This is a genomic window from Mycobacterium tuberculosis H37Rv, assembly GCF_000195955.2.
Lineage (GTDB): Bacteria > Actinomycetota > Actinomycetes > Mycobacteriales > Mycobacteriaceae > Mycobacterium > Mycobacterium tuberculosis.
Genome location: NC_000962.3, coordinates 351,827 through 377,087, shown reverse-complemented (window position 1 = coordinate 377,087; position 25,261 = coordinate 351,827). Strand labels below are relative to the sequence as shown.

Genomic DNA, 25,261 nt, shown 5'->3' with positions numbered 1-25,261 from the left:
CGGCACCGACAAAACGACTCCATACTGGCCTCATGGCTGTCATTGTTCGCAAGTGGTTTGGTCTCGGCAGGCTGCCTGCTGACCTACGCTGTCAGGTTGAGGCTGAGGGACTCATCTACCTTGCCGAATACGTGGCCGTCACCAGGCGGTTCACCGGCGTTATCCCGGGGCTGCGGGCATCGCACAGCATCGCCAGCTACGTGGGTGCGCTGGCGTTCACCGAACAGCGGGTGCTGGGAACCCTGTCGATGGTGCCGAAGCTAGCCGGCCGGGTCGTCGACGCGCGCTGGGACGGGCCGCAGGCCGGTGCCGCAACCGCCGAAATCTCGCCGACGGGTCTGCAACTCGATCTCGATGTCGCCGATGTCGACCCGAAGTTCAGCGGCCAGCTCGCGCTGCACTTCAAGGCCACTATCGGTGAAGATGTGTTGAGCCGCTTGCCGCGGCGATCGCTGGCCTTTGACGTGCCGGCCGAATACGTCAACCTCGCGGTCGGCGTGACCTATTCGCCGTGATGGTGATCTGTGGCCAGCGCCGACGGATAACTCCATCGGTTTTCGGAGACGAATTCCGCGAGTGGCCGCGCGTAGGCCCAGCCATCCAGTTCCAGCGCGGGCCGGTCCGGAAACTCGGGCACCGGCCCCAGGCACAAGATGGCCACCGGTTCGGCGTCGGCGGGCATCGCCAGCAGGGCCGCTAAACGTTGTGGGTCGAACAGCGACACCCATCCCATGCCCAGGCCTTCGGACCGCGCTGCCAGCCACAGGTTTTGGATGGCGCACGACACCGACGCCAGATCCATCTGGGGCAGGGTGCGCCGGCCGAAGATGTAGGACCCTCTGCGGTCGCACAGCGCCACCACCAGCAGCTCGGCGCAGTCGAGAATGCCCTCGACCTTCAGCGCCAGGAATTCTTCTTCCCGTGCTCCCAGGGCTTCGGCGGTGAGTAGGCGTTCGTCGTCGACGAGCGCGTGGATGCGTCGCTTGAGTGTCTCGTCGGTGATGCGGATAAAGCGCCATGGCTGCATCAGACCGACGCTGGGCGCGGCGTGTGCGGCGTGCAACAGCCGCGCCAGCACATCCTCGGACACCACACCGCCGGGCACGAACCGGCGCATGTCTCGGCGTTCGGCGATCACCCGATACACGGCCCGTCGTTCTGGTGCACTAAACATGTGCTCGGTTGGATCGCCCCGATACGACGAACCACAAACTTGACTTTGCCCCATAAAGCTTCCCCTGATACTCGACCAGCCCCACTCGGGCCAATACGTGAATGTCCTAGCATTTTTCACCCGTTCACGGGCTAGTCGAGTAGTAGACGATTGATTAGCCTGAACGTACCTCCGACGGCCAGCTGACGAACGGGTATGACGGATGGATTTCGTGGTGTCGGCGCCCGAGGTCAATTCGTTACGGATGTATCTCGGGGCCGGATCGGGGCCGATGTTGGCGGCCGCGGCGGCCTGGGACGGACTAGCCGACGAACTGGCGGTGGCGGCGTCGTGGTTTGGGTCGGTGACCTCGGGCCTGGCGGATGCGGCGTGGCGCGGCCCCGCGGCGGTTGCGATGGCGCGCGCGGTAGCCCCCTACCTGGGCTGGTTGATTTCGGCAACGGCCCAGGCTGAGCAGGCCGCCGCTCAGGCACGGGTAGCCGTGGCCACGTTCGAGGCGGCGCGGGCAGCGACGGTGCATCCGGCGATCGTCGCGGCCAACCGCGCCGTGCTGGTGTCGCTGGTGAGCTCGAATCTGCTGGGATTCAACGCTCCGGCGATCGCGGCCACCGAGGCCGCCTATGAGCGGATGTGGGCCCAGGATGTGGCCGCGATGGTTGGCTATCACGCTGGAGCGTCGGCGGCCGTCTCCGCGTTGATGCCGTTCACCCAGCAGCTGAAGAAGCTGGCGGGCCTATCGGAGCGGCTGACCAGCGCCGCGGCAGCCGCTGCCGGCCCCCCGAGCGCGGCGGGCTTCAATCTCGGCTTGGCAAACGTCGGCGCCAACAACGTGGGCAACGGAAACGTCGGCGTGTTCAACGTCGGCTTCGGCAATTTGGGCAGCTACAACCTCGGCTTTGCAAACCTGGGCAGCGACAACCTGGGTTTGGCCAACCTGGGCGGCCACAACATCGGCTTTGCGAACACCGGCAGCAACAATGTCGGCTTTGGGAATACGGGCAGCAACAATGTCGGCATCGGGCTCACCGGCAACGGACAGATCGGGTTCGGCAGCTTCAACTCGGGCAGCCACAACATCGGCCTGTTCAACTCCGGCAGCGGAAACGTCGGGTTGTTCAACTCGGGCACCGGCAATTTCGGCATCGGAAACAGCGGCACCGGAAACTTCGGCCTCGGCAACACGGGCAGCACCAACACCGGCTGGTTCAACACCGGCGACGTCAACACCGGCGGCTTCAACCCGGGCAGCTACAACACCGGGAACTTCAACACCGGCAACTACAACACCGGCAGCTTCAACGCAGGTAACTACAACACCGGCTACTTCAACACCGGCGACTACAACACTGGAGTGGCCAACACCGGCAACGTCAACACCGGCGCCTTCATCGCCGGCAACTACAGCAACGGCGTCTTGTGGCGGGGCGACTACCAAGGCCTGATCGGTGCCGATATCGCCCTCGAGATTCCCGCCATTCCGATAAACGCGCAGCTATTCAGCATGCCGATACATCAGGTGATGGTCATGCCCGGAAGCGTGATGACGATTCCGGGCATGCGTTTGCCCTTCACATCCATTGTTCCCTTCGTTGTTTACTACGGCCCGGTCGAGCTCCCGCAATCCACGCTCACCCTTCCCACGGTGACGATCACCGTGGGCGGACCAACCACCACGATCGACGGCAACCTCACCGGCATGGTGGGGGGCGTCAGCATCCCGCTCATCAAGATTCCGGCGGCCCCGGGCTTCGGGAACTCGACCACCAGCCCGTCGTCGGGCTTCTTCAACGCTGGCGCCGGCACCGCCTCGGGCTTCGGCAACTTCGGCGGCGGCGCTTCGGGCTTTTGGAACCTGGCCTCGGCAACCTCGGGACTTTCGGGCTTCGGGAACGTCGGCGCGCTGGGATCGGGTGTAGCTAACGTTGGCAACACCATCTCGGGTCTCTACAACACGAGCACGTCGAATCTGGCGACGCCAGCCTTTAACTCCGGCCTGCTGCACCACAGCGTGGGCACCATGACCCTTAACTTCGGGTTGGCAAACGTCGGCGGCAACAATGTCGGCGGTGCAAACGCCGGAATCTTCAATGTGGGCTTGGCAAACCTGGGCGACTACAATATTGGCTTCGGCAATCTAGGCGGCGACAACCTGGGCTTCGCCCACGCGGGCAGCTACAACATCGGCTTTGCGAACACCGGCAGCAATAATCTTGGCTTCGCGAACACGGGTGACAACAATATCGGTTTTGCGAATATCGGCAGCAACAATATCGGGATCGGGCTCACCGGCAGCGGCCAGATCGGGTTCGGCAGCCTGAACTCGGGCAGCCACAATATCGGCTTGTTCAACTCGGGTGACGGAAACATCGGATTGTTCAACTCGGGCAGCGGAAACTTCGGGATAGGAAACGCGGGCACCGGAAACTGGGGCATCGGAAACTCGGGCGCCGGAAACTTCGGCATCGGGAACGCGGGCAGCACCAACACGGGCTTGTTCAACTCCGGAGACCTCAACACGGGTAGCTTGAACCCGGGCAGCTATAACACCGGCAGCGTCAACACCGGCAGCGTCAACACCGGTGGCTTCAATGCAGGTAACTACAACACCGGCTACTTCAACACCGGCGACTTACAACACCGGCATGGCGAACACCGGCAATATCAACACCGGCGCTTTCATCTCCGGCAACCACAGCAACGGCCTTCTGTGGCGGGGCGACAACCAGGGTCTGATCGACCTCGCCATCGGCGTCGACATTCCCGAAATCCCGATTGTGAGCGTCGACGTGAATATCCCGATTCACATACCGATCACCGCCAGCTTCACGGACATCGTATACAGCGGGCTCGATCTTCCACCGAACACAGCCGTCACTGTTATTTTTTTCGGACCCGTCGATATCGACCCCTTCACCGTCCCAGTGATACGGATAACCGGTCCCACACCTGTGGTCATGGTGGGTGGACCCACTACCGCGATCAATATCGGCGCCACTGTGGTCGTCGACGCCATCAACATCCCGATTATCCATATTCCAGCGACTCCAGGCTTCGGCAACTCGACCGGCGGACTGTCGTCGGGCTTCTTCAATAGCGGCGCTGGCAGCGCCTCGGGCTTCGGCAACTTCGGGGGCGCCGCGTCGGGCTTTATGAACCTGGTCTCCACAACGTCGGGAATGTCGGGCTTCCTCAACGTCGGCGCGCTGGGATCGGGTGTGGCGAATGTGGGCAACACCATCTCGGGTATCTACAACGTGGGCACGTCGGACCTCTCGACGCCCGCCGTTAACTCCGGGTTGGCAAATATCGGAACCAATATTGCCGGCCTGCTGCGCGACGGCGCGGGTACTGCGGCTATTAACTTGGGCTTGGCCAACCACGGCAACCTCAACGTGGGCTTCGCAAGTCTCGGCGGCTTTAACTTCGGCGGCGCCACCATCGGCCACAACAACGTCGGCATCGGGAACACCGGAATCTTCGATGTCGGCCTGGCGAACCTGGGCAGCTACAACATCGGCTTCGGAAACCTTGGCGACGACAACCTGGGCTTCGGCAACTTCGGCAGCTACAACATCGGCTTCGGCAACGTCGGCAACGACAATCTGGGTTTCGCTAACGCGGGCGGCGGCAACATCGGCTTTGCGAACACCGGCAGCAACAATGTCGGCTTTGGGAACACGGGCAGCAACAATGTCGGCATCGGGCTCACGGGCAACGGACAGATCGGGTTCGGCAGCTTCAACTCGGGCAGCGGAAACATCGGCCTGTTCAACTCGGGCAGCAACAACATCGGATTCTTCAATTCCGGCAGCGGCAACTTCGGCATCGCAAACTCGGGCAGCTTCAACACTGGCATCGGAAACACCGGCAACACCAATACCGGCCTATTCAACTCCGGCGACGTCAACACGGGCGCCTTCAACCCGGGCAGCTTCAACACCGGTAGCTTCAACACCGGCAGCTTCAACACCGGTGGCTTCAATCCGGGCAATACCAACACCGGCTACCTCAACATTGGCAACTACAACACCGGCATCGCCAACACCGGCGACGTTGACACCGGGGCTTTCATCACCGGAAACTACAGCAACGGGTTGTTCTTAAGCGGCGATTACCAGGGCCTGGTCGGCCTCAACCTGGTGATCGATATGCCTCTCCCCATAAGCCTCGGCGTGAATATTCCCATCGATATCCCGATCACCGCCTCGGCCGGCAACATCACCCTTATGGGCGTCACGATTCCGCCCACCGGCGATATCGTCCTTTCGTCAATAGCGGGCCAGCGAGCCCACTTTGGCCCCATTACCATTCCGAACATCACGGTTGTCGGCCCCACGACGACAGTCGCCATAGGAGGGCCGAATACCGCGATCACCATAACTGGCGGTGGCGCCATTAGGATCCCGCTCATCAGTATCCCGGCGGCGCCAGGTTTCGGAAACTCGACCACCAACCCGTCGTCAGGTTTCTTCAATACCGGCGCCGGCGGCGCCTCGGGCTTCGGCAACTTCGGCGGCGCCAATTCGGGCTTTTGGAACCTGGCCTCCGCGACCTCGGGGGCGTCGGGGCTCCTCAACGTCGGCGCCCTGGGATCAGGTCTGGCGAACGTGGGCACCACCGTCTCGGGGTTCTACAACACCAGCACGTCGGACCTCGCGACGCCGGCCTTCAATTCAGGCCTGGCCAACATCAGCACCAGTATCGCCGGCCTGCTGCGCGACAGCACGGGCACCATGGTCCTCAACCTGGGCTTGGCAAACCACGGCACCCTCAACGTCGGCATTGCAAACCTCGGCGACTACAACATCGGCTTTGCAAACCTCGGCAGCGCCAACTTCGGCAGCGCCAATATCGGTGGCAACAACATCGGCGGCGCAAACACCGGAATATTCGACATCGGTTTGGCAAATCTGGGCAGTTACAACATCGGCTTCGGAAACTTCGGCGATGACAACCTGGGCTTCGGAAACCTCGGCAGCTACAACGTCGGCTTCGGAAACTTGGGCAACGACAACCTGGGCTTCGCCAACACCGGCAGCAACAATATCGGGTTCGCGAACACCGGCAGCAACAATATCGGCATTGGGCTCACGGGCGACGGCCAGATCGGGTTCGGCTCCCTGAATTCTGGCAGCGGAAACATCGGCTTGTTCAACTCGGGCAGCGGAAACATCGGCTTTTTCAACTCGGGCAACGGAAACGTTGGCATCGGCAACACCGGCACCGCAAACTTCGGGCTTGGAAACACCGGCAGCACCAACACCGGCTTCTTCAACTCCGGCGACGTCAATACCGGTATCGGCAACACCGGCAGCTTCAACACCGGCAGCTTCAATCCGGGCGATTCCAACACCGGGGATTTCAACCCAGGCAGCTACAACACGGGACTCGGAAACACCGGCGATGTTGACACCGGCGCCTTCATCTCCGGCAGCTACAGCAACGGGTTCTTGTGGAGTGGAAATTATCAGGGCCTCATTGGCTTGCACGCGGCGCTAGCGATTCCCGAAATCGCCCTAACCTTTGGCGTCGACATCCCGATACATATACCCATCAACATCGACGCCGGGGTCGTCACCCTCCAGGGCTTCAGCATCGTAGCTGCCGAAAATAATATCGACTTCACCCCCATCATCATCCCGACCATCAATATCACCTTGCCCACGGCGGCGATCACCGTGGGCGGACCCACCACCTCGATCGGTATCACCGCCAGCGCCGGTATCGGCTCCATCACCATCCCGATCATCGACATTCCCGCGACATCGGGCTTCGGCAACTCGACCACTAGTCCGTCGTCGGGCTTCTTCAACTCCGGAGCGGGCAGCGCGTCGGGCTTTTTGAACGTGGTCGCCGGCGCCTCAGGGATTTCGGGTTATCTCAATGTCGGTGCGCTGGGGTCGGGTGTGACTAACGTGGGTCACACCGTCTCGGGTTTCTACAACGCGAGCGCGTTGGACCTCGTGACGCCGGCCTTTGCCTCCGGTCTCATGCGCGACGGTATGGGCACGATGACTCTGAACCTTGGGCTGGCAAACCTGGGCAGCAATAACGCCGGCTTCGGCAACACCGGGATCTTTGACGTCGGCGTGGCGAATCTGGGCAACTACAACATCGGCTTCGGAAACTTCGGCGACGACAACCTGGGCTTTGCCAACCTAGGCAGCTACAACATCGGCGTTGCCAACACCGGCAGCAACAATATCGGCTTTGCCAACACCGGCAGCAACAATATCGGCATCGGGCTCACCGGTACCGGCCAAATCGGGATCGGCGCTCTGAACTCGGGCAGCGGAAACATCGGCTTGTTCAACTCGGGCGACGGAAACATCGGCTTCTTTAACTCGGGCACCGGGAACTTCGGCATCGGCAACACCGGCACCGGAAACTTCGGCATCGGCAACTCGGGCAGCACCAGCACGGGCTTGTTCAACTCGGGCGACGGCAACACCGGCGGCTTCAACCCCGGTAACTTCAACACCGGCAATTTCAATACCGGCAGCTTCAACACCGGCGGCTTCAACGCGGGTAACACCAACACCGGCCACTTCAACACCGGGAACTACAACACCGGCATCGCGAATACGGGCGACGTCAGCACCGGCGCTTTCATCTCCGGCAACTACAGCAACGGCATCTTGTGGCGGGGCGACTACCAGGGCCTGATCGGTTACTCCTACGCGCTGACTATTCCGGAGATTCCGGCGCACTTGGACGTCAATATCCCAATCGACATACCGATCACCGGCAGTTTCACCGACCTCGTGGTGGACAATTTCACTATCCCCATCATCGGCTTCGAATCCTTCGCGTTTAGCTTTCACATCCATACCGAGCCGGACATCGGTCCCATCATTGTCCCGAGCTTCGTGCTCAGCGTTCCCACGTTCGCGATCGCCGTGGGCGGACCCACGACCGCGATCAACATCAGCGCCACCGCCGGCCTCGGCCCCATCACCATCCCGATCATCGACATTCCGGCAGCGCCGGGCATCGGAAACTCGACCACCAGCCCGTCGTCAGGCTTCTTCAACACCGGCGCCGGCACCGCATCCGGGTTCGGCAACGTCGGCGGCAACACATCGGGCCTGTGGAACCTTGCGTCGGCAGCCTCAGGAGTCTCGGGCTTGCTCAACGTCGGCGCGTTGGGATCGGGTGTGGCGAATGTGGGCAACACCATCTCGGGTATCTACAACACGAGCCCGCTGGACCTCGGGACGCCGGCCTTCGGCTCCGGCCTCGCAAACATCGCCGGCCTGCTGCAGGGCGGCGCCGGCACGACGATCCTCGACTTGGCCGGCCTCGGCAACCTCAATGTCGGCTTGGCAAACCTCGGGGGCTCTAACTTCGGGATCGGGAACACCGGAATCTTCAATGTCGGTTTCGCAAACGTGGGCAACCACAACATTGGCTTGGCAAACCTGGGCAACTACAGCGTCGGCTTCGCCAACTCGGGCAACTACCATATCGGCATTGCTAACACCGGCAGTGCCAATATCGGCTTCGCCAACACCGGTAGCGGCAATATCGGCATCGGGCTCACCGGCACCGGTCAGATCGGGTTCGGCAGCTTCAACTCGGGCAGCCACAACATCGGCTTGTTCAACTCCGGTGACGGAAACGTAGGATTCTTCAACTCGGGCACCGGCAACGTGGGCATCGGAAACACCGGCACCGCAAACTTCGGCATCGCAAACTCGGGCAGCTTCAACACCGGCCTCGGGAACACGGGCAGCACCAACACGGGCCTGTTCAACCCGGGCAACGTCAACACCGGCGTCGGCAACACCGGCAGCATCAACACCGGCAGCATCAACACCGGCAGCTTCAACACTGGCAGCACCAATACCGGCAGCTTCAACCTCGGCGATCACAACACCGGCAGCTTCAACTCCGGTGACTACAACACGGGCTACTTCAACGCGGGTGACTACAACACGGGTGTGGCCAACACGGGCAACGTCAACACCGGCGCGTTCATCTCCGGCAATTACAGCAACGGGTTCTTCTGGCGAGGTGACTACCAGGGGTTGATTGGCCTTTCCACAACGATCACCATTCCCGAAATCCCCTACCGCTACGACTTGAGTGTTCCAATCGACATACCCATCACCGGCACCGTCGTCGCCACCACGCCAAACAGTTTCACCATTCCCGGTTTCCAGATACGAGTCTTGCTTGGTCCTGCGGCGGTGCTTGTCAACGAGATGATCGGCCCCATCACGATCGATGTCAATCAAGTCATCGCCATCGATTCGCCCATTCAGCAAACCATCAGCATGGTTGGCACCGGCGGCTTCGGCCCGATCCCCATCGGCATCAGCATCGGTGGTACCCCGGGTTTCGGCAACTCGACCACCGGCCCGTCGTCGGGTTTCTTCCACACCGGCGCCGGCCATGTATCGGGCTTCGGGAACTTCGGCGCCGGCAACATGTCGGGCTCCGGGAACTTCGGCGCTGGCAATTCGGGCTTCTTTAACGCCGGCGGCTTGGGCAATTCGGGCCTACTGAATTTCGGCGCGCTGCAGTCGGGTCTGGCGAACCTGGGCAACACCATCTCGGGCGTCTACAACACGAGCACGCTGGACCTCGCGACGCCCGCCTTCGGCTCGGGCATCGCAAACATCGGCGCCAACCTGGCCGGCCTGTTCCTCGACAACACCGGCAACCTGACGCTGAACTTCGGCGTCGCAAACCAGGGCGGCCTCAACGCGGGCATCGGGAACCTGGGCAGCGTCAACATCGGCTTCGTTAATACCGGCGACTCCAACCTGGGCATCGGCAACCTCGGCGACCTCAACTTCGGCGGGGTCAACATCGGCGGTAACAACATCGGCATCGCCAACACCGGGATCTTCGATATCGGCTTGGCGAACCTGGGCAGCTACAACATCGGGTTGGCAAATCTGGGCGACGACAACCTGGGCTTTGGCAACGCCGGCAGCTACAACATCGGCTTCGCGAACTTCGGCAGCGACAACCTGGGCTTTGCCAACACCGGCAGCTACAACATCGGCTTCGCGAATACCGGTAACAACAACATCGGCGTCGGGCTCACCGGCAACGGCCAGATCGGGATCGGCAGCCTCAACTCGGGCAGCAACAACATCGGGCTGTTCAACTCCGGCAGCGGAAACATCGGGTTCTTCAACTCGGGCACCGGCAACGTCGGCATCTTTAACACCGGCACCGGCAACTTCGGTCTCGCGAACTCGGGCGGCTTCAACACCGGCATCGGCAACGCGGGCAGCACCAACACGGGCGTGTTCAACCCCGGGGACCTCAACACCGGCAGCTTCAACCCGGGCAGCTTCAACACCGGCGGCTTCAACCCGGGCAGTGGCAACACGGGCTACCTCAACACCGGTGACTACAACACGGGCGTGGCGAACACGGGCGATGTGGACACCGGTGCGTTCATTACCGGCAGCTACAGCAACGGCTTCTTGGTGAGTGGCGACTATCAGGGCCTGATCGGCCTGCCGCTGTTGGGCATTCCGGTGACCCCCGGCTACTTCAACCTCACTGGCGGCCCGTCGTCGGGCTTCTTCAACAGCGGCGCCGGAAGCGTATCGGGATTCGTGAACTCCGGTGCCGGCCTGTCGGGCTACCTCAATACCGGCGCGCTGGGATCGGGTGTCGCCAACGTGGGCAACACCATCTCGGGCTGGTTGAACGCCAGCGCGCTGGATCTCGCGACGCCGGGGTTCCTTTCCGGCATCGGTAACTTTGGCACCAACCTGGCGGGTTTCTTTAGGGGATAACGCGCAGCTATGTCACCTGGGCCAGCAGCCGTTCACTGGTCTCCCAGAGGTCGAGCGCCTTTGCCCGATCGTAGGACTCGGCGGAAGACCGGATCGCCTTGGCGCCCGCGAAATATTGGCCCGTCACGCCCGCGAACCGCGGATCGACCGCCAGCGCCGCCAGGTGTTCGCCGGAGACCCGGGTGCTGTGAACGAAGGGAAGGACGCGCAGCATCGGCGACAGGAGACGGTACGCCAGTCGCAGGATCGGCGGATAGTCGCGGGCCAAGCCGGAGCCCGGCATTAGGCCGGGGTCGAACGCGTTGACCATCACGCCCTGTTCTCCGTGATCGAGGCGGCGGTCGAGCTCGTAGGTGAAGAGCACGTTGCACAGCTTGGACGTGGTGTATCGACGGCGGCCTTCGGCCGGCGTGTTCTGATCGGTGGGCGGGTGCGCGAGGTCGGCGGCGCAGGTATACCGAGGGTCGGGCATTCCGGTGTGCTTGCTCGGGTCGTGCGTGCCGCTGCTGACGACAACGATGCGCGCCGGACGGGCCAACCAGTCGAGAATCCCGGTCACTAAAGCAAAGTGACCCAAGTGGTTTACCCCGAACGTCATCTCGACACCGTCGTCGGTGAACGCGATGCCCGACACCACCTGCAGGCCGGCATTGCACACCAGGGCACGAATCGGCGGCAGCGGCGTGGTCCGCACGGTTTCCACGAAACTGCGCACGGACCGCACCGACGCGAGGTCCACCTCGAGAACCGAACACCGGTTTGGCTCCCCCAATTCCTCCATGGCCGCACGGCCGCGCGCCGGGTCGCGCACCGCCAACACCACATGCCACGATGCGTCGCGACGTAGCAGGGCGCGGGCGCACTGCAACCCGAGGCCGGAGCTGGCCCCGGTGATGACGGCGGTTCCGGTGTTCATGTCTCCTCCAGGAGGACGGGAATCAGGGCCTCGAGCGCTTGCCGCAGCCGCCGGTACATGCGCTCGACGTCGGTCGTGTCCGGTTCAAGGTGGCCGGCGAAATAGACGCCGTCCGACAGCGCAACCGCGAACGCGGTCAGCTCCGCGACGACGAGATCGGCTTTGCCCGGCGGGATGTCCGATGGCAGCAGGTGCGTGATGCTGTCACGAAATCGGGCGATCGCGGTGTTGCGGACCCGGCGCACCACCGCGGCAACCGCCGGATCCTGACTTCGTTCCATCGACAGCAGGTAGAACAGGCGCAGGAAGTCCGGATGCTGCGACTGCAGGCTCACCAGCTCGGTCAGCTGGCGCTCGGATCGCTGCTCGACGGGCCCATGGGCCTCATCCCAGGTGGGTATCGCGGCAAAGAAGCGCTGCGCGCCGCGCTCCATCATGGCGGCCAGCACGCCCTCTTTGGAGCCGAAGTGCCAGTAAATAGAGCTGGGTGCTAGCCCGCACGCGTCGCGGATGTCGCTGATCGAGGTCGCCGCGTAGCCCTTGGTCGCCATCAGGCGTTCGGTCGCGTCGAGAATCGATTCTCGTGACCTCTCCCCCTGCTGCTGTTTTTTCTTGGCGGGAACGCCCACTGGTGCGCCATCCTTGCGCCGGCTTGTCTCGGCTCGTAGAGTCGCGGCCGCACCCCGGCGCCAGTTCTGTATCGAACGTTACAGACAGTTACGTTAGCGCCCCCCCACGCCAATCACAAGGGTTGGTCGGGCTCCTTAAGCGGAAGGCGGGCGATGCGTGAGCCGTTCTGTTTTCTGACCGGTAAGCGCGGCGATGGCGTCAAAGTCCTTGTCGACGTGCAGTACCGTCAAGCCCGACAGTTCGGCTGTCGCGGCGATGAGCAGATCCGGGATCGACGGGCCACGGTGGTGTCCGCGGTCGGCAAGCAAGGTCTGCACCTCGAGCGCACGGTCTTCAATTCTCGGGGTTAGGTATTCCACGGGCATCGCAGACAGCGGCGGTTCACGAAACTCCCGTCGCGCTATCTCCCCGCATTCGGCCGAGAACCCTACTTCCAAGCGTGTCACGCCCGTGATGTGTACCAGGCCGCGTTCGATCCGGTTCGACCAGATTTCCATGTCAGGGCTGTCCGTGAGCCGCACCAGCGCCGACTTGTCGATCAGCCAGCGCTGGTCAGTCACCTCCACGCCTGACGCATAAGCTCGGGATCGCCCAGACCGGCAACCGCACCCCTGAGGCGTCGAAGATCCGCGGCTGTCACGGTGACGCGAGCCGTCTGCGCATCCTGGGCTAAACGCCGACGGATGTATTCGGTCCGCGACAAGCCCAAGCGTGCCGCGATCGCGTCAAGGCTTGCTAACACGTCGTCGGGGATGTCCCGAATCAGTACATCACTCATCTTCCGATGATATCTGGCGATATCAGGTATCTTCGCCGGTGACAGGGCTAACAGAGCAGAGCTGTCACGACCGAGGCAGCCTCGCGTAGGGCGGCCACGCCCGCGTTGCCGAGTGGCGCACCGAGCGCGGCAACATGAAGCCACTGCACGAGTTCCGGCAGCAGCGTGCCGTTGGGTTGCTCGACCGCCACCACCATCGCCAAGAGATCCTCGGGGACCCGGCCCGGAATGAATGGGCAGGTGATCACCCGTCCGGTGTCCGCGGCCCGATGGAGCGCGTTGGACAAGACGGCGACGTAGAGCTCGTGTTCACTGTCGCGGCGCGGCGCGATGTCGCCGGGAGCGATCAACTTCCGGCCGCCCGGTTCGCCTGGTACACCCGCTGTGCGTAGGCATCGATGTCCAACGCCGGTACGGTTTTAGCCGTGTAATCGCGCAGAGCGACACGCAGGTGCTCGTTGCGCAGTGCCTGCTCAATCATTTCCGACCGATTCAAACCCGCCGCCCTGGCGTCCGCGTCGATCGCCGCGAGGACGGCCGCGTCCACCGTCACGGAGATCTTCTCTTTCGTCATACCAGAGATCCTACTAATCGTAGGACGCGGTGTCGCCGCACCCGGGAAACGGGATTCGCCGCGGTCGTGTCATCGAGGCTGTAGTTGGCGCACAAAACTGCGAATGCGGACCACGGTATCTACAGACTCGGTGAATCCGGACTCAGCCGGGGTTGCCGTTGTTGCCTTTGCCGCCGGTGGCACCGTCGAGGCCCTTGGCGCCGTCGGCGCCGGTGGCGCCGTTGACGCCGCCGCTACCGCCGGCCCCGCCTTTCCCGCCGGCCGCACCGGTCCCGCCAACACCGCCGTCACCGCCCGTGCCGGCGGCGCCGGGGGTACCGGCATTGAAAATGGCCCCACCGTTGCCGCCGCCGCCGCCGGTCCCGCCAGCCCCGCCGGCGCCGCCGACGCCTCCGGCACCACCGGCCCCGCCGGCCCCAAACTGGCCGAATATCCCGCGCCCACCGCCGTCCCCGCCCAGGCCGCCCTTACCGCCGTCACCGGCCTCGCTGCCGCCAATAGGGGTATTTACGGAGCCGCCATCGCCGCCGTGGCCGCCGATCGCGCCAGCCGCACCGGCCCCGCCGACACCGCCGACACCGCCCGCACCACCGTCGCCGCCGTTGCCGATCCACAGCCCGCCATGACCACCGTTGCCGCCGCGCCCGCCGGTGCCGGCGATATCGGTGGCGCTAACCCCGGCCCCGCCGTCCCCGCCGGCACCACCGTTGCCACTGTCGCCAACCGGGCCGGATAGAACGCTGCCGCCGTGGCCGCCCGGGCCGCCGGCGCCGCCGGTGCCGCCGTTGCCGCCTTTGCCACCGGCGCCGGCTGTGTTGACCGATCCGCCGCTGACGTGGCCGCCGTTGCCGCCGGCACCGCCGGGCGCACCGACCCCGCCGTTCCCGCCGGTGGCACCATTGCCGCCGCTCGCAGAGGAGCCGGTAGCGCCAGTGTGCTCGACGCTGCCACCATTGCCGCCGTTGCCACCGGGTGCGCCGTCGCCGCCGGCACCGCCAGCGCCGCCGGCGCCCCCGGTTTGCGCGATCCCGATGCCCCCACTCGTGGAGGCGTTGCCGCCGTCACCGCCAGCGCCGCCCGCCTGGCCAATGGCACTGCCGTTGGCGCCATCGGCGCCGCCACCGGCGGTGCCGGGAACGCCGACGAGGTTGAGGCCGTTGCCGCCGTTGGCCGCCGGGGTGACCGGGGTGGCCAGGCCGGGATTGACGGCGTTCACGCCGGCCGCCCCGGCCCCGCCCATGCCGCCGTTGCCGCCGTTGCCGAAGAACCCGGCGTTGCCGCCGTCGCCGCCGGCGCCGCCGAGACCGCCGTTGATGCCGGCAACACCGATCCCGCCGGCCCCGCCGTTGCCGCCGAAGCCGAAGAACCAGCCGGCGGTGCCGCCGGCGCCGCCGTTCGCTCCGGCCCCGCCGTCCCCGCCGTTGCCACCGTTGCCGAAGAACCCGGCCGCCCCGCCGGCCCCGCCGGCCTGTCCGGGTGCGCCGGACCCGCCGTTGCCGCCGTTGCCGAACAACAGCCCACCGTCGCCGCCGGCCTGCCCGGTGCCCGGCGCCCCGTTGGCACCGTTGCCGATCAGTGGGCGCCCCAACAGCGCCTGGGCGGGGGCGTTGACCGCGGCCAGCATGTTCGGCCCGGCGTTGGCGGCCTCGGCGCTGGCATACGCTCCCGCGTCCACGGTCAGGGTCCGCACCACCTGGGCGTGAAAGGCGGCCGCTTGCGCGCTGGCGGCCTGATAGGCCTGGGCATGCGAGGAAAACAGCGCGGCAACCGCCGTAGACACCTCGTCGGCGGCCGCCGACATGACTCCGGTGGTCTGGGCCGCGGCCGCCGCATTGGCCGCGTTGATCGCCGATCTGATGCTGGCCAACTCACCGGCCGCCGCCGCGATCATCTCCGGTTGTGCGATCACAAAGGACACGGGAACCTCCCGTCGACTCGTGACTCCTGGACGCCAAGACACAACACGCCTACGCCGTCGCCGCGATTCAATCAGCGAGCCTACCGCCATCATCGGTGGCGTATCTAGTGCCTCGCGACGTATAGGCTCTATTGTCCGGCTTCGGCGCCGGGTGCGGTTCGCTGGAGAGGTGACAAAGGTGACGAGTGAGCGTGCCACAGGGCAGCGCGAGAACCTGCTGATCGTGCACTGGCACGACCTGGGGCGCTATCTCGGCGTCTACCACCATCCGGACGTCTACAGCCCGCGGCTGGACCGGCTTGCCGCCGAGGGCATCCTGTTCACCAGGGCACATGCCACCGCGCCGCTGTGCACACCATCGCGGGGCTCGCTGTTCACCGGCCGCTACCCGCAAAGCAACGGGTTGGTCGGCCTGGCCCATCACGGCTGGGAATACCGCACCGGGGTCCAAACCCTACCGCAATTGCTATCCGAATCGGGTTGGTACTCAGCTCTTTTCGGTATGCAGCATGAGACGTCCTACCCAAAGCGGCTGGGCTTCGACGAATTCGACGTGTCGAACTCCTACTGCGAATACGTGGTCGCCAAAGCCCAGGACTGGCTGCATAATCGCGTGCCCGCGTTAGACGGACAACGGTTCCTGTTGACCGCCGGCTTCTTCGAAACCCACCGGCCCTATCCGCATGAGCGCTACCGGCCGGCCGACAGCGCGGCCGTCGAGCTGCCCGACTATCTGCCCGATACCCCCGAGGTGCGCCAAGACGTCGCCGAGTTCTACGGTTCTATCGCCACAGCCGACGAGGCGGTTGGCCGGCTACTTGACACACTGGCCGATACCGGCCTAGACGCCAGCACCTGGGTGGTGTTCGTCACCGATCACGGTCCGGCATTTCCGCGGGCGAAGTCCACACTGTATGACGCCGGAACCGGTATCGCGCTGATCATCCGCCCGCCCACTCGCCGGGCGATGGCGCCTCGCGTCTATGACGAGCTTTTCAGCGGCGTCGATCTGGTTCCGACGCTATTGGACCTGCTGAGACTCGAGGTACCCGCCGATGTCGAGGGTGTGTCACACGCACCGGCCCTCCTCGCGCCGGACACTGAAAACGCTGCGGTGCGTGACCACGTATACACCGCCAAGACCTATCACGACTCGTTCGATCCGATTCGGGCAATCCGCACCAAGGAATACAGCTACATCGAGAATTACGCGCCCCGGCCGCTGCTGGACCTACCGTGGGATATCCAGGAAAGCCCGGCCGGCATGGCCGTCGCACCGTTGGTCAAGGCGCCCCGCCCGCAGCGGGAACTCTACGATCTACGCGCCGATCCCACCGAGACCAATAACCTGTTAGCCGGCGACGACAGCACCCAGGGCGTGGCCGCGATCGCGGCCGATCTGGCCGTGCGACTGCATGATTGGCGACAGCGCACGGCCGACGTCATTCCGTCGGACTTCGCCGGTTCCCGCATCGCCGAGCGCTACACCGAAACGTATCTGCGGATCCACCGCAAGACGCCAACGGGCCGGTCAGCGATCGCCGCCGACCGCGGCATCGACGAACACTGCAGCTAGGCTCATCGGATGTCCCGCGCTGTGAGACCGTATCTGGTGCTCGCCACCCAACGCAGCGGCAGCACGCTGCTGGTGGAATCGCTGCGCGCGACGGGCTGTGCCGGGGAACCACAGGAGTTCTTCCAATACCTGCCTAGCACCGGGATGGCCCCCCAGCCCCGGGAGTGGTTCGCTGGGGTCGACGATGACACGATCCTGCAATTGCTCGATCCGCTGGACCCCGGTACACCGGACACCGCGACGCCGGTTGCCTGGCGTGAGCACGTCCGCACCTCCGGTCGCACGCCCAACGGCGTCTGGGGCGGCAAGTTGATGTGGAATCAGACTGCGCTGCTGCAGCAACGCGCAGCACAATTGCCGGATCGCTCCGGGGATGGCTTGCGCGCGGCAATCCGCGACGTCATTGGCAACGAACCGGTTTTCGTGCACGTCCACCGGCCCGATGTGGTGTCACAAGCGGTGTCGTTCTGGCGCGCCGTGCAAACCCAGGTTTGGCGGGGCCATCCGGACCCCAAGCGCGACTCGCAGGCCGTCTACCACGCCGGTGCCATCGCCCACATCATCAGGAATCTGCGCGATCAGGAAAACGGCTGGCGCGCTTGGTTTGCCGAGGAAGGCATCGATCCGATCGATATCGCCTACCCGGTGTTATGGCGCAACCTGACCGCGATTGTGGCCAGTGTGCTTGACGCCATCGGCCAGGATCCCAAACTGGCGCCCGCACCGATGCTGGAACGGCAGGCCAACCAGCGCTCTGATGAGTGGGTCGACCGGTACCGAGCGGAGGCGCCGCGGCTGGGGCTACCCACCTGAGCGGCGCGCGCCACCAACTTCGGCGACCATGAACAGCCGCCGGAAGGGAAAGATGGTGCTACCGTCGGCCCGTGGCGGGTAGGCGTCGTTCAGCAGCGGAATGAGCTCCTGCCGAAACTGCTGCCAGCTCTCATCGCTGAGCCGCTCACGCACTGGGACCAGCGCGCTTCCGGTAATCCAGTCCAACACCGGGTGCTCGCCGGTCAGCTGGTGTAGGTACGTGGTCTCCCACACGTCGACCTTGCAGCCGGTGTCCATCAGCAGCTCCGCGTAATACGCCGGAGATTGGACCACCGCGCCCACACGAAAAGGTATGTCGCGCATTAGCTTTGCATACGGCTCGCGGCGGGCCAACGCCCGTACCGCGGCGTGCGACGGCGTCTCGAAGTTGCCGGGGATCTGAACAGCGATCCATGATCCCGGCGCCAGCTCGTCGACCCACCGGACCAACAGGTCGGAATGCTCAGGCACCCAATGCAACGCAGCGTTGCTCACCACCACATCGGTGTCGGGCTTTGGTTTCCAGTCCCGCAGGTCACCGGTGGTGGCGTCGATCCCGCGTTCGGCCGCGGCAGCGACCATCTCCGGTGAGCTGTCCAGAGCCTCGATCACCGCGCCGGGCCATCGTCGTGCCAGGTAGCGTGTCAGGTGGCCGGGCCCGCACCCCAGGTCGACCACGCGGCGCGCCCGCTCGAGACCCACCCGTGACACCAACTCGTAGAACGGGCGGTTGCGATGACCCGAAAAAGCCAGGTAGACGTCGGGATCCCACATGTACGTGCTCCTGGACAAGCGCTCGACCGAGTGAGAAATTGACGATACAGTCGAAACCTTCAGCGGTCAGCCACATTGGCGATTACCATCGACATTGATGTCCGAGATGTCAGGGACGTTCACTGCCGACGCGATCGGTCCGCCCGTCCCCATTCCCGACGTCCCCGGCGCGGATGCCGGCGCCGAGGGCCTGCCCTCGCGCTCGGTGCTGTCGGCCCGCCAGCGGATACTCGTCGAGTCTTCGGCGATCGCCGATGTCGCGCTGCGCACCGCGGTCGCGTCGGTGCTGTCCGCGACGGTGACTCCGGCCGTTGTCGCCAACGCACTACGTCACGTCAACGAAGGCAGCGAGCGCAGCAACCTGAACTTCTACGCCGAACTTGCGGCAGCGCATGATCCGGCGAAGTCCTTTCCGGCGCCGACGGAGTTGCCCAAGGTCACCTCGCGGCCGGCCAGCCCGCTCACCGAATGGGTTGCGCGCGGCACCGTGGACAACATCGCATTTGCCAGCGGCTTCCGGGCGATCAACCCCACGATGCGCCAGCGGTGGAGTGCATTGACCGCCAACAACATTGTGCACGCGCAGCACTGGCGCCACCGCGACGGCCCGCGTCCTACGCTGTGCGTCATCCACGGCTTCATGGGATCGTCATACTTGCTCAACGGGCTGTTCTTTTCGCTGCCTTGGTATTACCGGTCCGGCTACGACGTTTTGCTGTACACGTTGCCGTTTCACGGCCAGCGGGCCGAAAAGTTCTCGCCGTTTAGCGGTTTCGGCTATTTCACTAGCGGATTGAGCGGCTTCGCCGAGGCGATGGCGCAGGCAGTGTATGACTTTCGTTCCATCGTGGACTACCTGCGCCACATCGGCGTCGACCGTATCGCCCTGACGGGTATATCCCTGGGGGGCTACACGTCTGCGCTGCTGGCTTCGGTCGAAAGTCGGCTTGAGGCTGTCATCCCCAACTGCCCCGTCGTCATGCCCGCCAAGCTGTTCGACGAATGGTTTCCGGCCAATAAGCTCGTCAAGCTAGGACTGCGGCTAACCAACATCAGCCGTGATGAGCTGATCGCCGGGCTGGCCTACCACGGCCCACTGAACTATCGGCCGCTGCTACCTAAGGACCGGCGGATGATCATCACCGGCCTTGGCGATCGAATGGCTCCACCCGAGCACGCGGTAACGCTGTGGAAGCAGTGGGATCGCTGTGCGCTGCACTGGTTCCCCGGCAGCCACCTGCTGCATGTGAGCCAGTTGGACTATCTGCGGCGGATGACCGTGTTCCTGCAGGGCCTCATGTTCGACTGACGGCGTTGGTCAGCGGTGCCCGGTGGGCGCCGGCGGTAGGAGTAGGCCAGTGCAGCCGGGTCAGCAGGTCGGCAGGAGCATCGGTGTGCCCGTCGAGTCGGCGGGTGGATCGCGGATCCAAGGCTGTCAGGGCTGGCACGTGGTTTCCGTGTTGCGGGAGCAGGCCGGCCACCGGTGCGGTGCCGCCAGGCCGCCAATCGGTCCGCAATGCGCAGGCAGCGGCCACCGTGTAGCGGGTTGATGACCCGGCGGCATATGCGATCTCCAGCGCGATCCAGGTCTCCTGCGCCGGACGCGACCGGATCGCGGGCAACGTATCGGGCAACTCGGCATTGGCGCTGACCCGATATGCCGCAACGTAATCCGAGTCGGTGTGCCGCATTCCGCGCCACGTCTCGCGAGAATCCGCAGCCACCAACGCTGGGATCTCGTCGGGTGCGGCCGTACCAGCCTCCCAACCGATTTCGCGCAGATGGTCGGCGAGCCGGCGCGCCGCGACCTGCGCGGTCTCTTGCAAGGGGATGCGCGCTGACCGGGCCTGCAGCGCCGCCAGGTTATCGTCGGCGACCACCGTCAACCCGACCCAGGTCCGGCAGTCGCCGGATGCGGTGACGCGGCTGGTGATGCGAATCGTGTCGGCGCGGATGCCGTATCGGTCCAAATACCGGGCGATCAGCGTCAGCGGCAGCACGTTCGTATCCGATGCCGGCGGCCCAACCCACACCAGCACCGTTGTGCGCGTGCACGTTGCGGGCTCGGCAATCCGGCGTCGGCGGCGCAGGATTGCCAACCCGCGGCGCGCGATCGTGGTGAAATACAGCCCGCGCCAGAAGCCGAATAGCCCAATCACGACGGCGGCGGCCACGCCCAGCAGCACGTAATCGCGTGTCGATTGCCAGGGGTAGGCCAGCGCTACAGGCACCACCGCCAGCAGCACCAACGTGACCCGGCCCCTGCCGGGCCAAGAAGGGATCGGGTTCATTCGGTGGGCTCCCTTCGTCGGCGCGCTATCGCGACAGTCGCGGCTGTGAGCCCGACCAGCACGCTCAGCGCGGCTGCTCCGGCGAATGCGACGTTGCGCGGTGTGGTGTCTTTGGGCGCCGGGACCGGCGGATCGGCGACCGGCTTGGCCGGTGCGGCACCGCCCCCGGGTTCGGCGGGCAGTTGCCAGGTCAGGGCCGCCACCGCGTCCAGGTTGCCGGCGCCGACGATGTTGGAGGACTCTCGGGCGCCGCGGTGCGCGGTGGCGGTCAGCCGGCGCACCACCTCGGTGGCGTTCAGCCCGGGATAGCGGCTGCGGACCAGCGCGGCCACCCCGGAGACATAGCCGGCCGCGTAGCTGGTGCCGCTGAGAGCCACCAGTTTCTGGTGGGCGTCGGGCAGTCCGTTAGCCAGGGCGCCGTCGCCTGAGTTACTCACCGACGCAATGTTTTCCCCGGGTGCGGCGATGCCCACCCACGGCCCGGGCATGCTGAATTTCGATGGCTGCCCGGCGGATGTGAGCGACGCCACCGACAACACGTAGGGCTGCCACCACGACGGGATGGACACCGAGGTGACGCCCGCCCAGTTCCGCGGATCGTCTGGGCGGCTCAGATCGGTCAACGGGTTGGAATCACACGACGCGCTGACCGATCCGCTCGCTCCGGTGTTTCCCGCGGCCGCCACGATCACCGCGTCCTTGTCCACCGCCGCATACCGGATCGCCGCGCCCAGCGCGGCCTGGTCGACCATCCGATCGGCGGGTAGGCAGGTGATCGTGGAGACGTTGATCACCTTGGCACCAAGGTCGGCCGCATGAACGATGGCACCGGCCAGCACCGCGACGTCAAGTGTGGCCTGCGCCAGCTGCGGATCGCCCCCCGATGTGCGCGGTGAGAACTTCGTAGACATCGCCCTGATGGACAGCAGCCGCGCCGCCGGCGCCACACCAGAGAAGCCGTCATTACCGGGCTGGCCGGCGACGATTCCGGCGACCAGGGTGCCATGCCCGTCACAATCGGTCAGCCCGTCGGTCGACTCCACGAAGTCACCACCGGCATCGACGTTGGGCAGTCGCGGGCCCGGCTGCACCCCGGTGTCGATGATCGCCACCAGCTGGCCCTCACCCCGGGAAAACTGCCAAGCCGCAGGCAGATTCAGCATCGTTTGGCTGGGCGTCGGTACGCCTGGATCGGTGCCCGGGATAACACCGGAGACGCTGCACGCACCGCGTTGTTCCATCGGCGCCACCGGTCCCGGGTCTCCGCTGGGCGGTTGCGCGGCGGCGTCCACCACCGGCGGCCCGATCGCCCACGCCGGCGGCGTCCACCACCCCGCAACGACCACGGTCGCCGCCAGACACGCAAATGCGGCACGGATCATCTGTTGAGCACCCAAGCGAACAATCCGACCAGGTAGGCCATGACGGGGATCAGCGAAACATCCAGCCCGGCGGCGACCAAACCCAGCAGCCGGCGCAGCGGCAGCGAGTAGCTCTCCGGCGAAGCGATGCCCGGGTTCAGTGCCACCACAACCCAGGCCAGCATGAGCACGGCTAGCACCAGCACCGCGCCGAACGCGGCGACATAGCGTCCGGTCGCGGTGTAGAACACCAACAGGACCCCGGCTACCAGATAGGGCTGAGCCAGCAGCCACGCCTTGCATGCGGCCGAATCCCACACCCGCGCGCGCAGGGTGGCCGCGGCCGCAGTCGCCGCCACCAGATACCAGCCCACAACGCTGAGCGCCTCTGGGCGCACCGCGATGGCCACCGACCCCAACACGCTGAGCAGCACGGCCGCGGCGATGAAGCCGCTTTGATGGGCGTCACTGACCCGCACCCGCCGAGGCAAATCCTCCAGCAGGCGCAACGGCGGGGCCGACGGGGTGGGATCCCCCGGCGCCGGGATCACCGGCAACGGGAACCGCGCCCACAGTGCGGAAAGCTGAGCCGCCTGGATGGTGACCAACAGCGCCGCCACAATCAGCCCGCAGCCGATGCTCAACAACGGCAGCTGCCACAGCAATTGCGCACCGGCCGCCAGCGCCACCGACGCCCCGACCACCGCCGCTGCGGTGAAGAAGGCGACGACGCGTTCCCGTTCGGCGCTGGGAATCATCAGCGCGATCAGCGACCATGCGGCTACCCCAGCTGCACCCAGCAATACCTGCGCCGGCCCGAACTTTCCTGGCACCGCCAACGCCAGGGCCGCGCCGATGGGGACCAGCGCGGCGATCGACAGCGCGATACCCGAACGTGGCGAACGGATGGTGATCAACAATCCGGCCAGCGCGCTAGCCACCGCGATCCCGGCCACCGCCAGCAGCCCGGCCAGCACACCGGTGGCAACCCGATAGGTCACCGTCAAACCGGTAGCCAGCAGAGCCACGGCAATCACCGCGGCCAGCGCTCCTCGTTGGATATGCGCTATGCCCCAGGGCTTTAACCGCGACGTCGAAAAGATCATCGCGGCGTCGGCGATGTCTTCGACGATGCCCGGCGCGGCCGGACCGGCGGGCACCGGCTGCAACACCAACAGATCACCGTCGACGACACCGACGGTGTCCAGGCTGGCATCCAAGCTAAACGGCTGCCCGCCGACGGGCGCCAAACTCAGTTGCACGGCAGCGCCGGAGTCGGCTTGGCCACCATCGCCGTTTTGCGCCGAGGGAACCACCAAGCGTTGTACCGCGGGCAGGATTTCGCGCAGTGGCAACTCCGCGGGCAGGGCCATCTCGGTCAACCTGCTGTCCGCAAGAATGGCGACGCGGACGATCTGCATGACGGTGCCGGACATCAGCGGGACCGTTCCTGGGACATCGTGCTCACTTTCTGGTTTCTGATTACGAGGATTGGGTGGAGAAGTCCCGCGACACCCGCTGTCCCGGGAACCATTGCCCGTCTGGCAAGCACGCGGTCAGTGTTTGGATCGCGACGGCGATCGCAAACGGTGTCCCAGGGCTGAAGGTGGAGACCCACTCGCCGTCGAATGCCCGCGACGGACTCACCAACACCCGGCCCGCCGAGGTGTCGACGATGCTTAGGCCGACCTCGGTGGTGGTGTGCCGGCCGTCACGGTTGCACCCGGCGACGATCTCGACGTAGCTGCGCGGCCCCGAGAAGACGGACTCCACCACCGGCCGTGCGGACGCCGGAATACCCAGATAGTCAACGACTTCCCCGAGTGGCACGCCGGACCGCAGCCGTTCGTCGGCCCGCGCGCCCACCCGCGTCGGCAAGCTGAACTCGTCGAACCGCGCCGGCGGCCGGTGCGCCAAACCGACACCAAGAATCGGAACCAGCGCCCGGGGGTCGTCGATATCCATCGCGGTGAACGTGACCAGCTGCGCATTACGCAGCGCAACAACACCGTTTCCGGTCTTGTTGGAGGTCTTACCGGTGCCGGTGCGCAGCGCGACGATGCCACGTAGCAGCTCGCAGGCGCCGTCGGCCGAGGCCGGCCCCACATAACGCAGGTCAAGCCAGCGGTCCGGGAAGCACACCACTTTGATCCAGTCGGCGACCGCAGGGTTGATAACACCCTGCGGCGATAACAGCCCCATCCGGGTCAGCTCGTCGCGCTGACGGTCGACGAACGCACCCCGCTGGGCGGCATCACTATAGGGCATCGTGATCGCCAGCACCCACGGAAAGGTCCCCGCCCCAATGGTTTCAGCGATGAACCAAGCGTTGTCGACCGTCAGCTCGACGGCGTTGGGTGTTGCATCCATGTAGCGCGAGCTAGCCGCCCCATTTGGCGGCTTCGGCCGTGTCGCGGGCCATCATCGCCATGGTGTTGGCTTCATGGGTGCTGGACATCGCATGATAGGCCCGCACCAAATCTTCCATGGCCTGGTTCCACTGTGCCTGCCACGCCTGATACGTGATCCCGGTATCGCCCTGCCACGCACTCTGCAACGCGGCCTGCTCCACGGCGATCTCGGCACCCAAGCTCTGCAGCGTGCCGGCATATCCGGCCATATCCCCGGCGTGACCCAACATCGCGGGGTAGTTGTACATGATTTGCGACATCACAAGTCCTCTCGGTCAGCA

At 65.0% G+C, this 25,261-nt stretch carries 20 protein-coding genes; 6 read left to right on the top strand and 14 right to left on the bottom strand.

Annotated features, from left to right (window positions below; translation table 11 throughout):
* The first annotated feature begins 32 nt into the window (after positions 1-32).
* A complete protein-coding gene (locus Rv0307c) occupies positions 33-515 on the top strand; it encodes a hypothetical protein (RefSeq protein ID NP_214821.1) in 483 nt (160 codons plus the stop codon).
* Here the strand turns inward: Rv0307c and Rv0306 are convergent.
* Positions 503-1,174 (bottom strand): oxidoreductase, encoded by a 672-nt coding sequence (locus Rv0306; protein ID NP_214820.1) that lies wholly within the window; start codon positions 1,172-1,174, stop codon positions 503-505. The genes Rv0307c and Rv0306 overlap by 13 nt on opposite strands.
* A gap of 202 nt (positions 1,175-1,376) precedes the next feature.
* Here Rv0306 and PPE6 point away from each other — a divergent pair, with 202 nt between their 5' ends.
* A complete protein-coding gene (gene PPE6 / locus Rv0305c) occupies positions 1,377-4,268 on the top strand; it encodes a PPE family protein PPE6 (protein ID YP_177715.1) in 2,892 nt (963 codons plus the stop codon).
* 55 nt (positions 4,269-4,323) lie between these two features.
* Entirely contained in the window at positions 4,324-10,938 is a 6,615-nt protein-coding gene (gene PPE5 / locus Rv0304c; protein YP_177714.1) for a PPE family protein PPE5, read from the top strand.
* Positions 10,939-10,945: 7 nt separating this feature from the next.
* Here the strand turns inward: PPE5 and Rv0303 are convergent, their stop codons facing one another.
* From Rv0303 to PE_PGRS5, 7 genes are all read right to left on the bottom strand, one after another.
* Positions 10,946-11,854 (bottom strand): dehydrogenase/reductase, encoded by a 909-nt coding sequence (locus Rv0303; protein NP_214817.1) that lies wholly within the window; start codon positions 11,852-11,854, stop codon positions 10,946-10,948.
* Positions 11,851-12,483 carry a transcriptional regulator gene (locus Rv0302; protein NP_214816.1) on the bottom strand — a complete coding sequence of 211 codons (633 nt, stop codon included), beginning with the start codon at positions 12,481-12,483 and terminating at the stop codon, positions 11,851-11,853. The genes Rv0303 and Rv0302 overlap by 4 nt, the downstream gene beginning before the upstream one ends.
* A 135-nt stretch (positions 12,484-12,618) precedes the next feature.
* Complete coding sequence (gene vapC2 / locus Rv0301) at positions 12,619-13,044, bottom strand: ribonuclease VapC2 (protein ID NP_214815.1); 426 nt, start codon at positions 13,042-13,044, stop codon at positions 12,619-12,621.
* On the bottom strand, positions 13,041-13,262 hold the full coding sequence (gene vapB2 / locus Rv0300) for an antitoxin VapB2 (RefSeq protein NP_214814.1): 222 nt from the start codon (positions 13,260-13,262) through the stop codon (positions 13,041-13,043). Before vapB2 ends, vapC2 begins: the two co-directional genes overlap by 4 nt.
* Positions 13,263-13,309: 47 nt before the next feature.
* On the bottom strand, positions 13,310-13,612 hold the full coding sequence (locus Rv0299) for a toxin (protein ID NP_214813.1): 303 nt from the start codon (positions 13,610-13,612) through the stop codon (positions 13,310-13,312).
* Positions 13,609-13,836, bottom strand: a complete 228-nt coding sequence (locus Rv0298; protein ID NP_214812.1) for an antitoxin — start codon at positions 13,834-13,836, stop codon at positions 13,609-13,611. The genes Rv0299 and Rv0298 overlap by 4 nt, the downstream gene beginning before the upstream one ends.
* A gap of 142 nt (positions 13,837-13,978) precedes the next feature.
* Positions 13,979-15,754 (bottom strand): PE-PGRS family protein PE_PGRS5, encoded by a 1,776-nt coding sequence (gene PE_PGRS5, locus Rv0297; protein YP_177713.1) that lies wholly within the window; start codon positions 15,752-15,754, stop codon positions 13,979-13,981.
* A gap of 178 nt (positions 15,755-15,932) precedes the next feature.
* Here PE_PGRS5 and Rv0296c point away from each other — a divergent pair, with 178 nt between their 5' ends.
* Positions 15,933-17,330 carry a sulfatase gene (locus Rv0296c; protein ID YP_177712.1) on the top strand — a complete coding sequence of 466 codons (1,398 nt, stop codon included), beginning with the start codon at positions 15,933-15,935 and terminating at the stop codon, positions 17,328-17,330.
* Positions 17,331-17,339: 9 nt separating this feature from the next.
* On the top strand, positions 17,340-18,143 hold the full coding sequence (locus Rv0295c) for a hypothetical protein (RefSeq protein NP_214809.1): 804 nt from the start codon (positions 17,340-17,342) through the stop codon (positions 18,141-18,143).
* Here Rv0295c and tam read toward each other — a convergent pair.
* Entirely contained in the window at positions 18,132-18,917 is a 786-nt protein-coding gene (gene tam / locus Rv0294) for a trans-aconitate methyltransferase (RefSeq protein NP_214808.1), read from the bottom strand. The two genes, Rv0295c and tam, sit on opposite strands and share 12 nt — an antisense overlap.
* A 106-nt stretch (positions 18,918-19,023) precedes the next feature.
* Here tam and Rv0293c point away from each other — a divergent pair, with 106 nt between their 5' ends.
* Complete coding sequence (locus tag Rv0293c) at positions 19,024-20,226, top strand: hypothetical protein (protein ID NP_214807.1); 1,203 nt, start codon at positions 19,024-19,026, stop codon at positions 20,224-20,226.
* Here the strand turns inward: Rv0293c and eccE3 are convergent.
* Genes eccE3 through esxH form a run of 5 tightly spaced genes read right to left on the bottom strand, consistent with a single transcriptional unit; the run spans position 20,213 to position 25,240 of the window.
* A complete protein-coding gene (gene eccE3 / locus Rv0292) occupies positions 20,213-21,208 on the bottom strand; it encodes an ESX-3 secretion system protein EccE (protein ID NP_214806.1) in 996 nt (331 codons plus the stop codon). The genes Rv0293c and eccE3 overlap by 14 nt on opposite strands.
* Positions 21,205-22,590: a membrane-anchored mycosin MycP gene (gene mycP3 / locus Rv0291; RefSeq protein ID NP_214805.1), complete on the bottom strand. Its 1,386-nt coding sequence runs from the start codon at positions 22,588-22,590 to the stop codon at positions 21,205-21,207. The genes eccE3 and mycP3 overlap by 4 nt, the downstream gene beginning before the upstream one ends.
* Positions 22,587-24,005, bottom strand: coding sequence for an ESX-3 secretion system protein EccD (gene eccD3 / locus Rv0290; RefSeq protein ID NP_214804.1), 1,419 nt, complete (start codon positions 24,003-24,005; stop codon positions 22,587-22,589). Before eccD3 ends, mycP3 begins: the two co-directional genes overlap by 4 nt.
* 46 nt (positions 24,006-24,051) lie before the next feature.
* On the bottom strand, positions 24,052-24,939 hold the full coding sequence (gene espG3 / locus Rv0289; protein ID NP_214803.1) for an ESX-3 secretion-associated protein EspG3: 888 nt from the start codon (positions 24,937-24,939) through the stop codon (positions 24,052-24,054).
* Between the two features lie 10 nt (positions 24,940-24,949).
* Positions 24,950-25,240, bottom strand: a complete 291-nt coding sequence (gene esxH, locus Rv0288) for an ESAT-6-like protein EsxH (RefSeq protein ID NP_214802.1) — start codon at positions 25,238-25,240, stop codon at positions 24,950-24,952.
* Between the last annotated feature and the right edge of the window lie 21 nt (positions 25,241-25,261).

Excerpts from the sequence above, each read along its gene's own strand:
- Rv0307c (NP_214821.1), top strand. The coding sequence starts at position 33 with ATGGCTGTCATTGTTCGCAAGTGGTTTGGTCTCGGCAGGCTGCCTGCT.
- Rv0293c (NP_214807.1), top strand. The coding sequence starts at position 19,024 with ATGTCAGGGACGTTCACTGCCGACGCGATCGGTCCGCCCGTCCCCATT.
- tam (NP_214808.1), bottom strand. The coding sequence starts at position 18,917 with ATGTGGGATCCCGACGTCTACCTGGCTTTTTCGGGTCATCGCAACCGC.
- Rv0295c (NP_214809.1), top strand. The coding sequence starts at position 17,340 with ATGTCCCGCGCTGTGAGACCGTATCTGGTGCTCGCCACCCAACGCAGC.
- Rv0306 (NP_214820.1), bottom strand. The coding sequence starts at position 1,174 with ATGTTTAGTGCACCAGAACGACGGGCCGTGTATCGGGTGATCGCCGAA.
- PPE6 (YP_177715.1), top strand. The coding sequence starts at position 1,377 with ATGGATTTCGTGGTGTCGGCGCCCGAGGTCAATTCGTTACGGATGTAT.
- eccE3 (NP_214806.1), bottom strand. The coding sequence starts at position 21,208 with ATGAACCCGATCCCTTCTTGGCCCGGCAGGGGCCGGGTCACGTTGGTG.
- Rv0303 (NP_214817.1), bottom strand. The coding sequence starts at position 11,854 with ATGAACACCGGAACCGCCGTCATCACCGGGGCCAGCTCCGGCCTCGGG.
- esxH (NP_214802.1), bottom strand. The coding sequence starts at position 25,240 with ATGTCGCAAATCATGTACAACTACCCCGCGATGTTGGGTCACGCCGGG.
- vapB2 (NP_214814.1), bottom strand. The coding sequence starts at position 13,262 with ATGAGTGATGTACTGATTCGGGACATCCCCGACGACGTGTTAGCAAGC.
- mycP3 (NP_214805.1), bottom strand. The coding sequence starts at position 22,590 with ATGATCCGTGCCGCATTTGCGTGTCTGGCGGCGACCGTGGTCGTTGCG.
- Rv0298 (NP_214812.1), bottom strand. The coding sequence starts at position 13,836 with ATGACGAAAGAGAAGATCTCCGTGACGGTGGACGCGGCCGTCCTCGCG.
- espG3 (NP_214803.1), bottom strand. The coding sequence starts at position 24,939 with ATGGATGCAACACCCAACGCCGTCGAGCTGACGGTCGACAACGCTTGG.
- PPE5 (YP_177714.1), top strand. The coding sequence starts at position 4,324 with ATGAACCTGGTCTCCACAACGTCGGGAATGTCGGGCTTCCTCAACGTC.
- eccD3 (NP_214804.1), bottom strand. The coding sequence starts at position 24,005 with ATGTCCGGCACCGTCATGCAGATCGTCCGCGTCGCCATTCTTGCGGAC.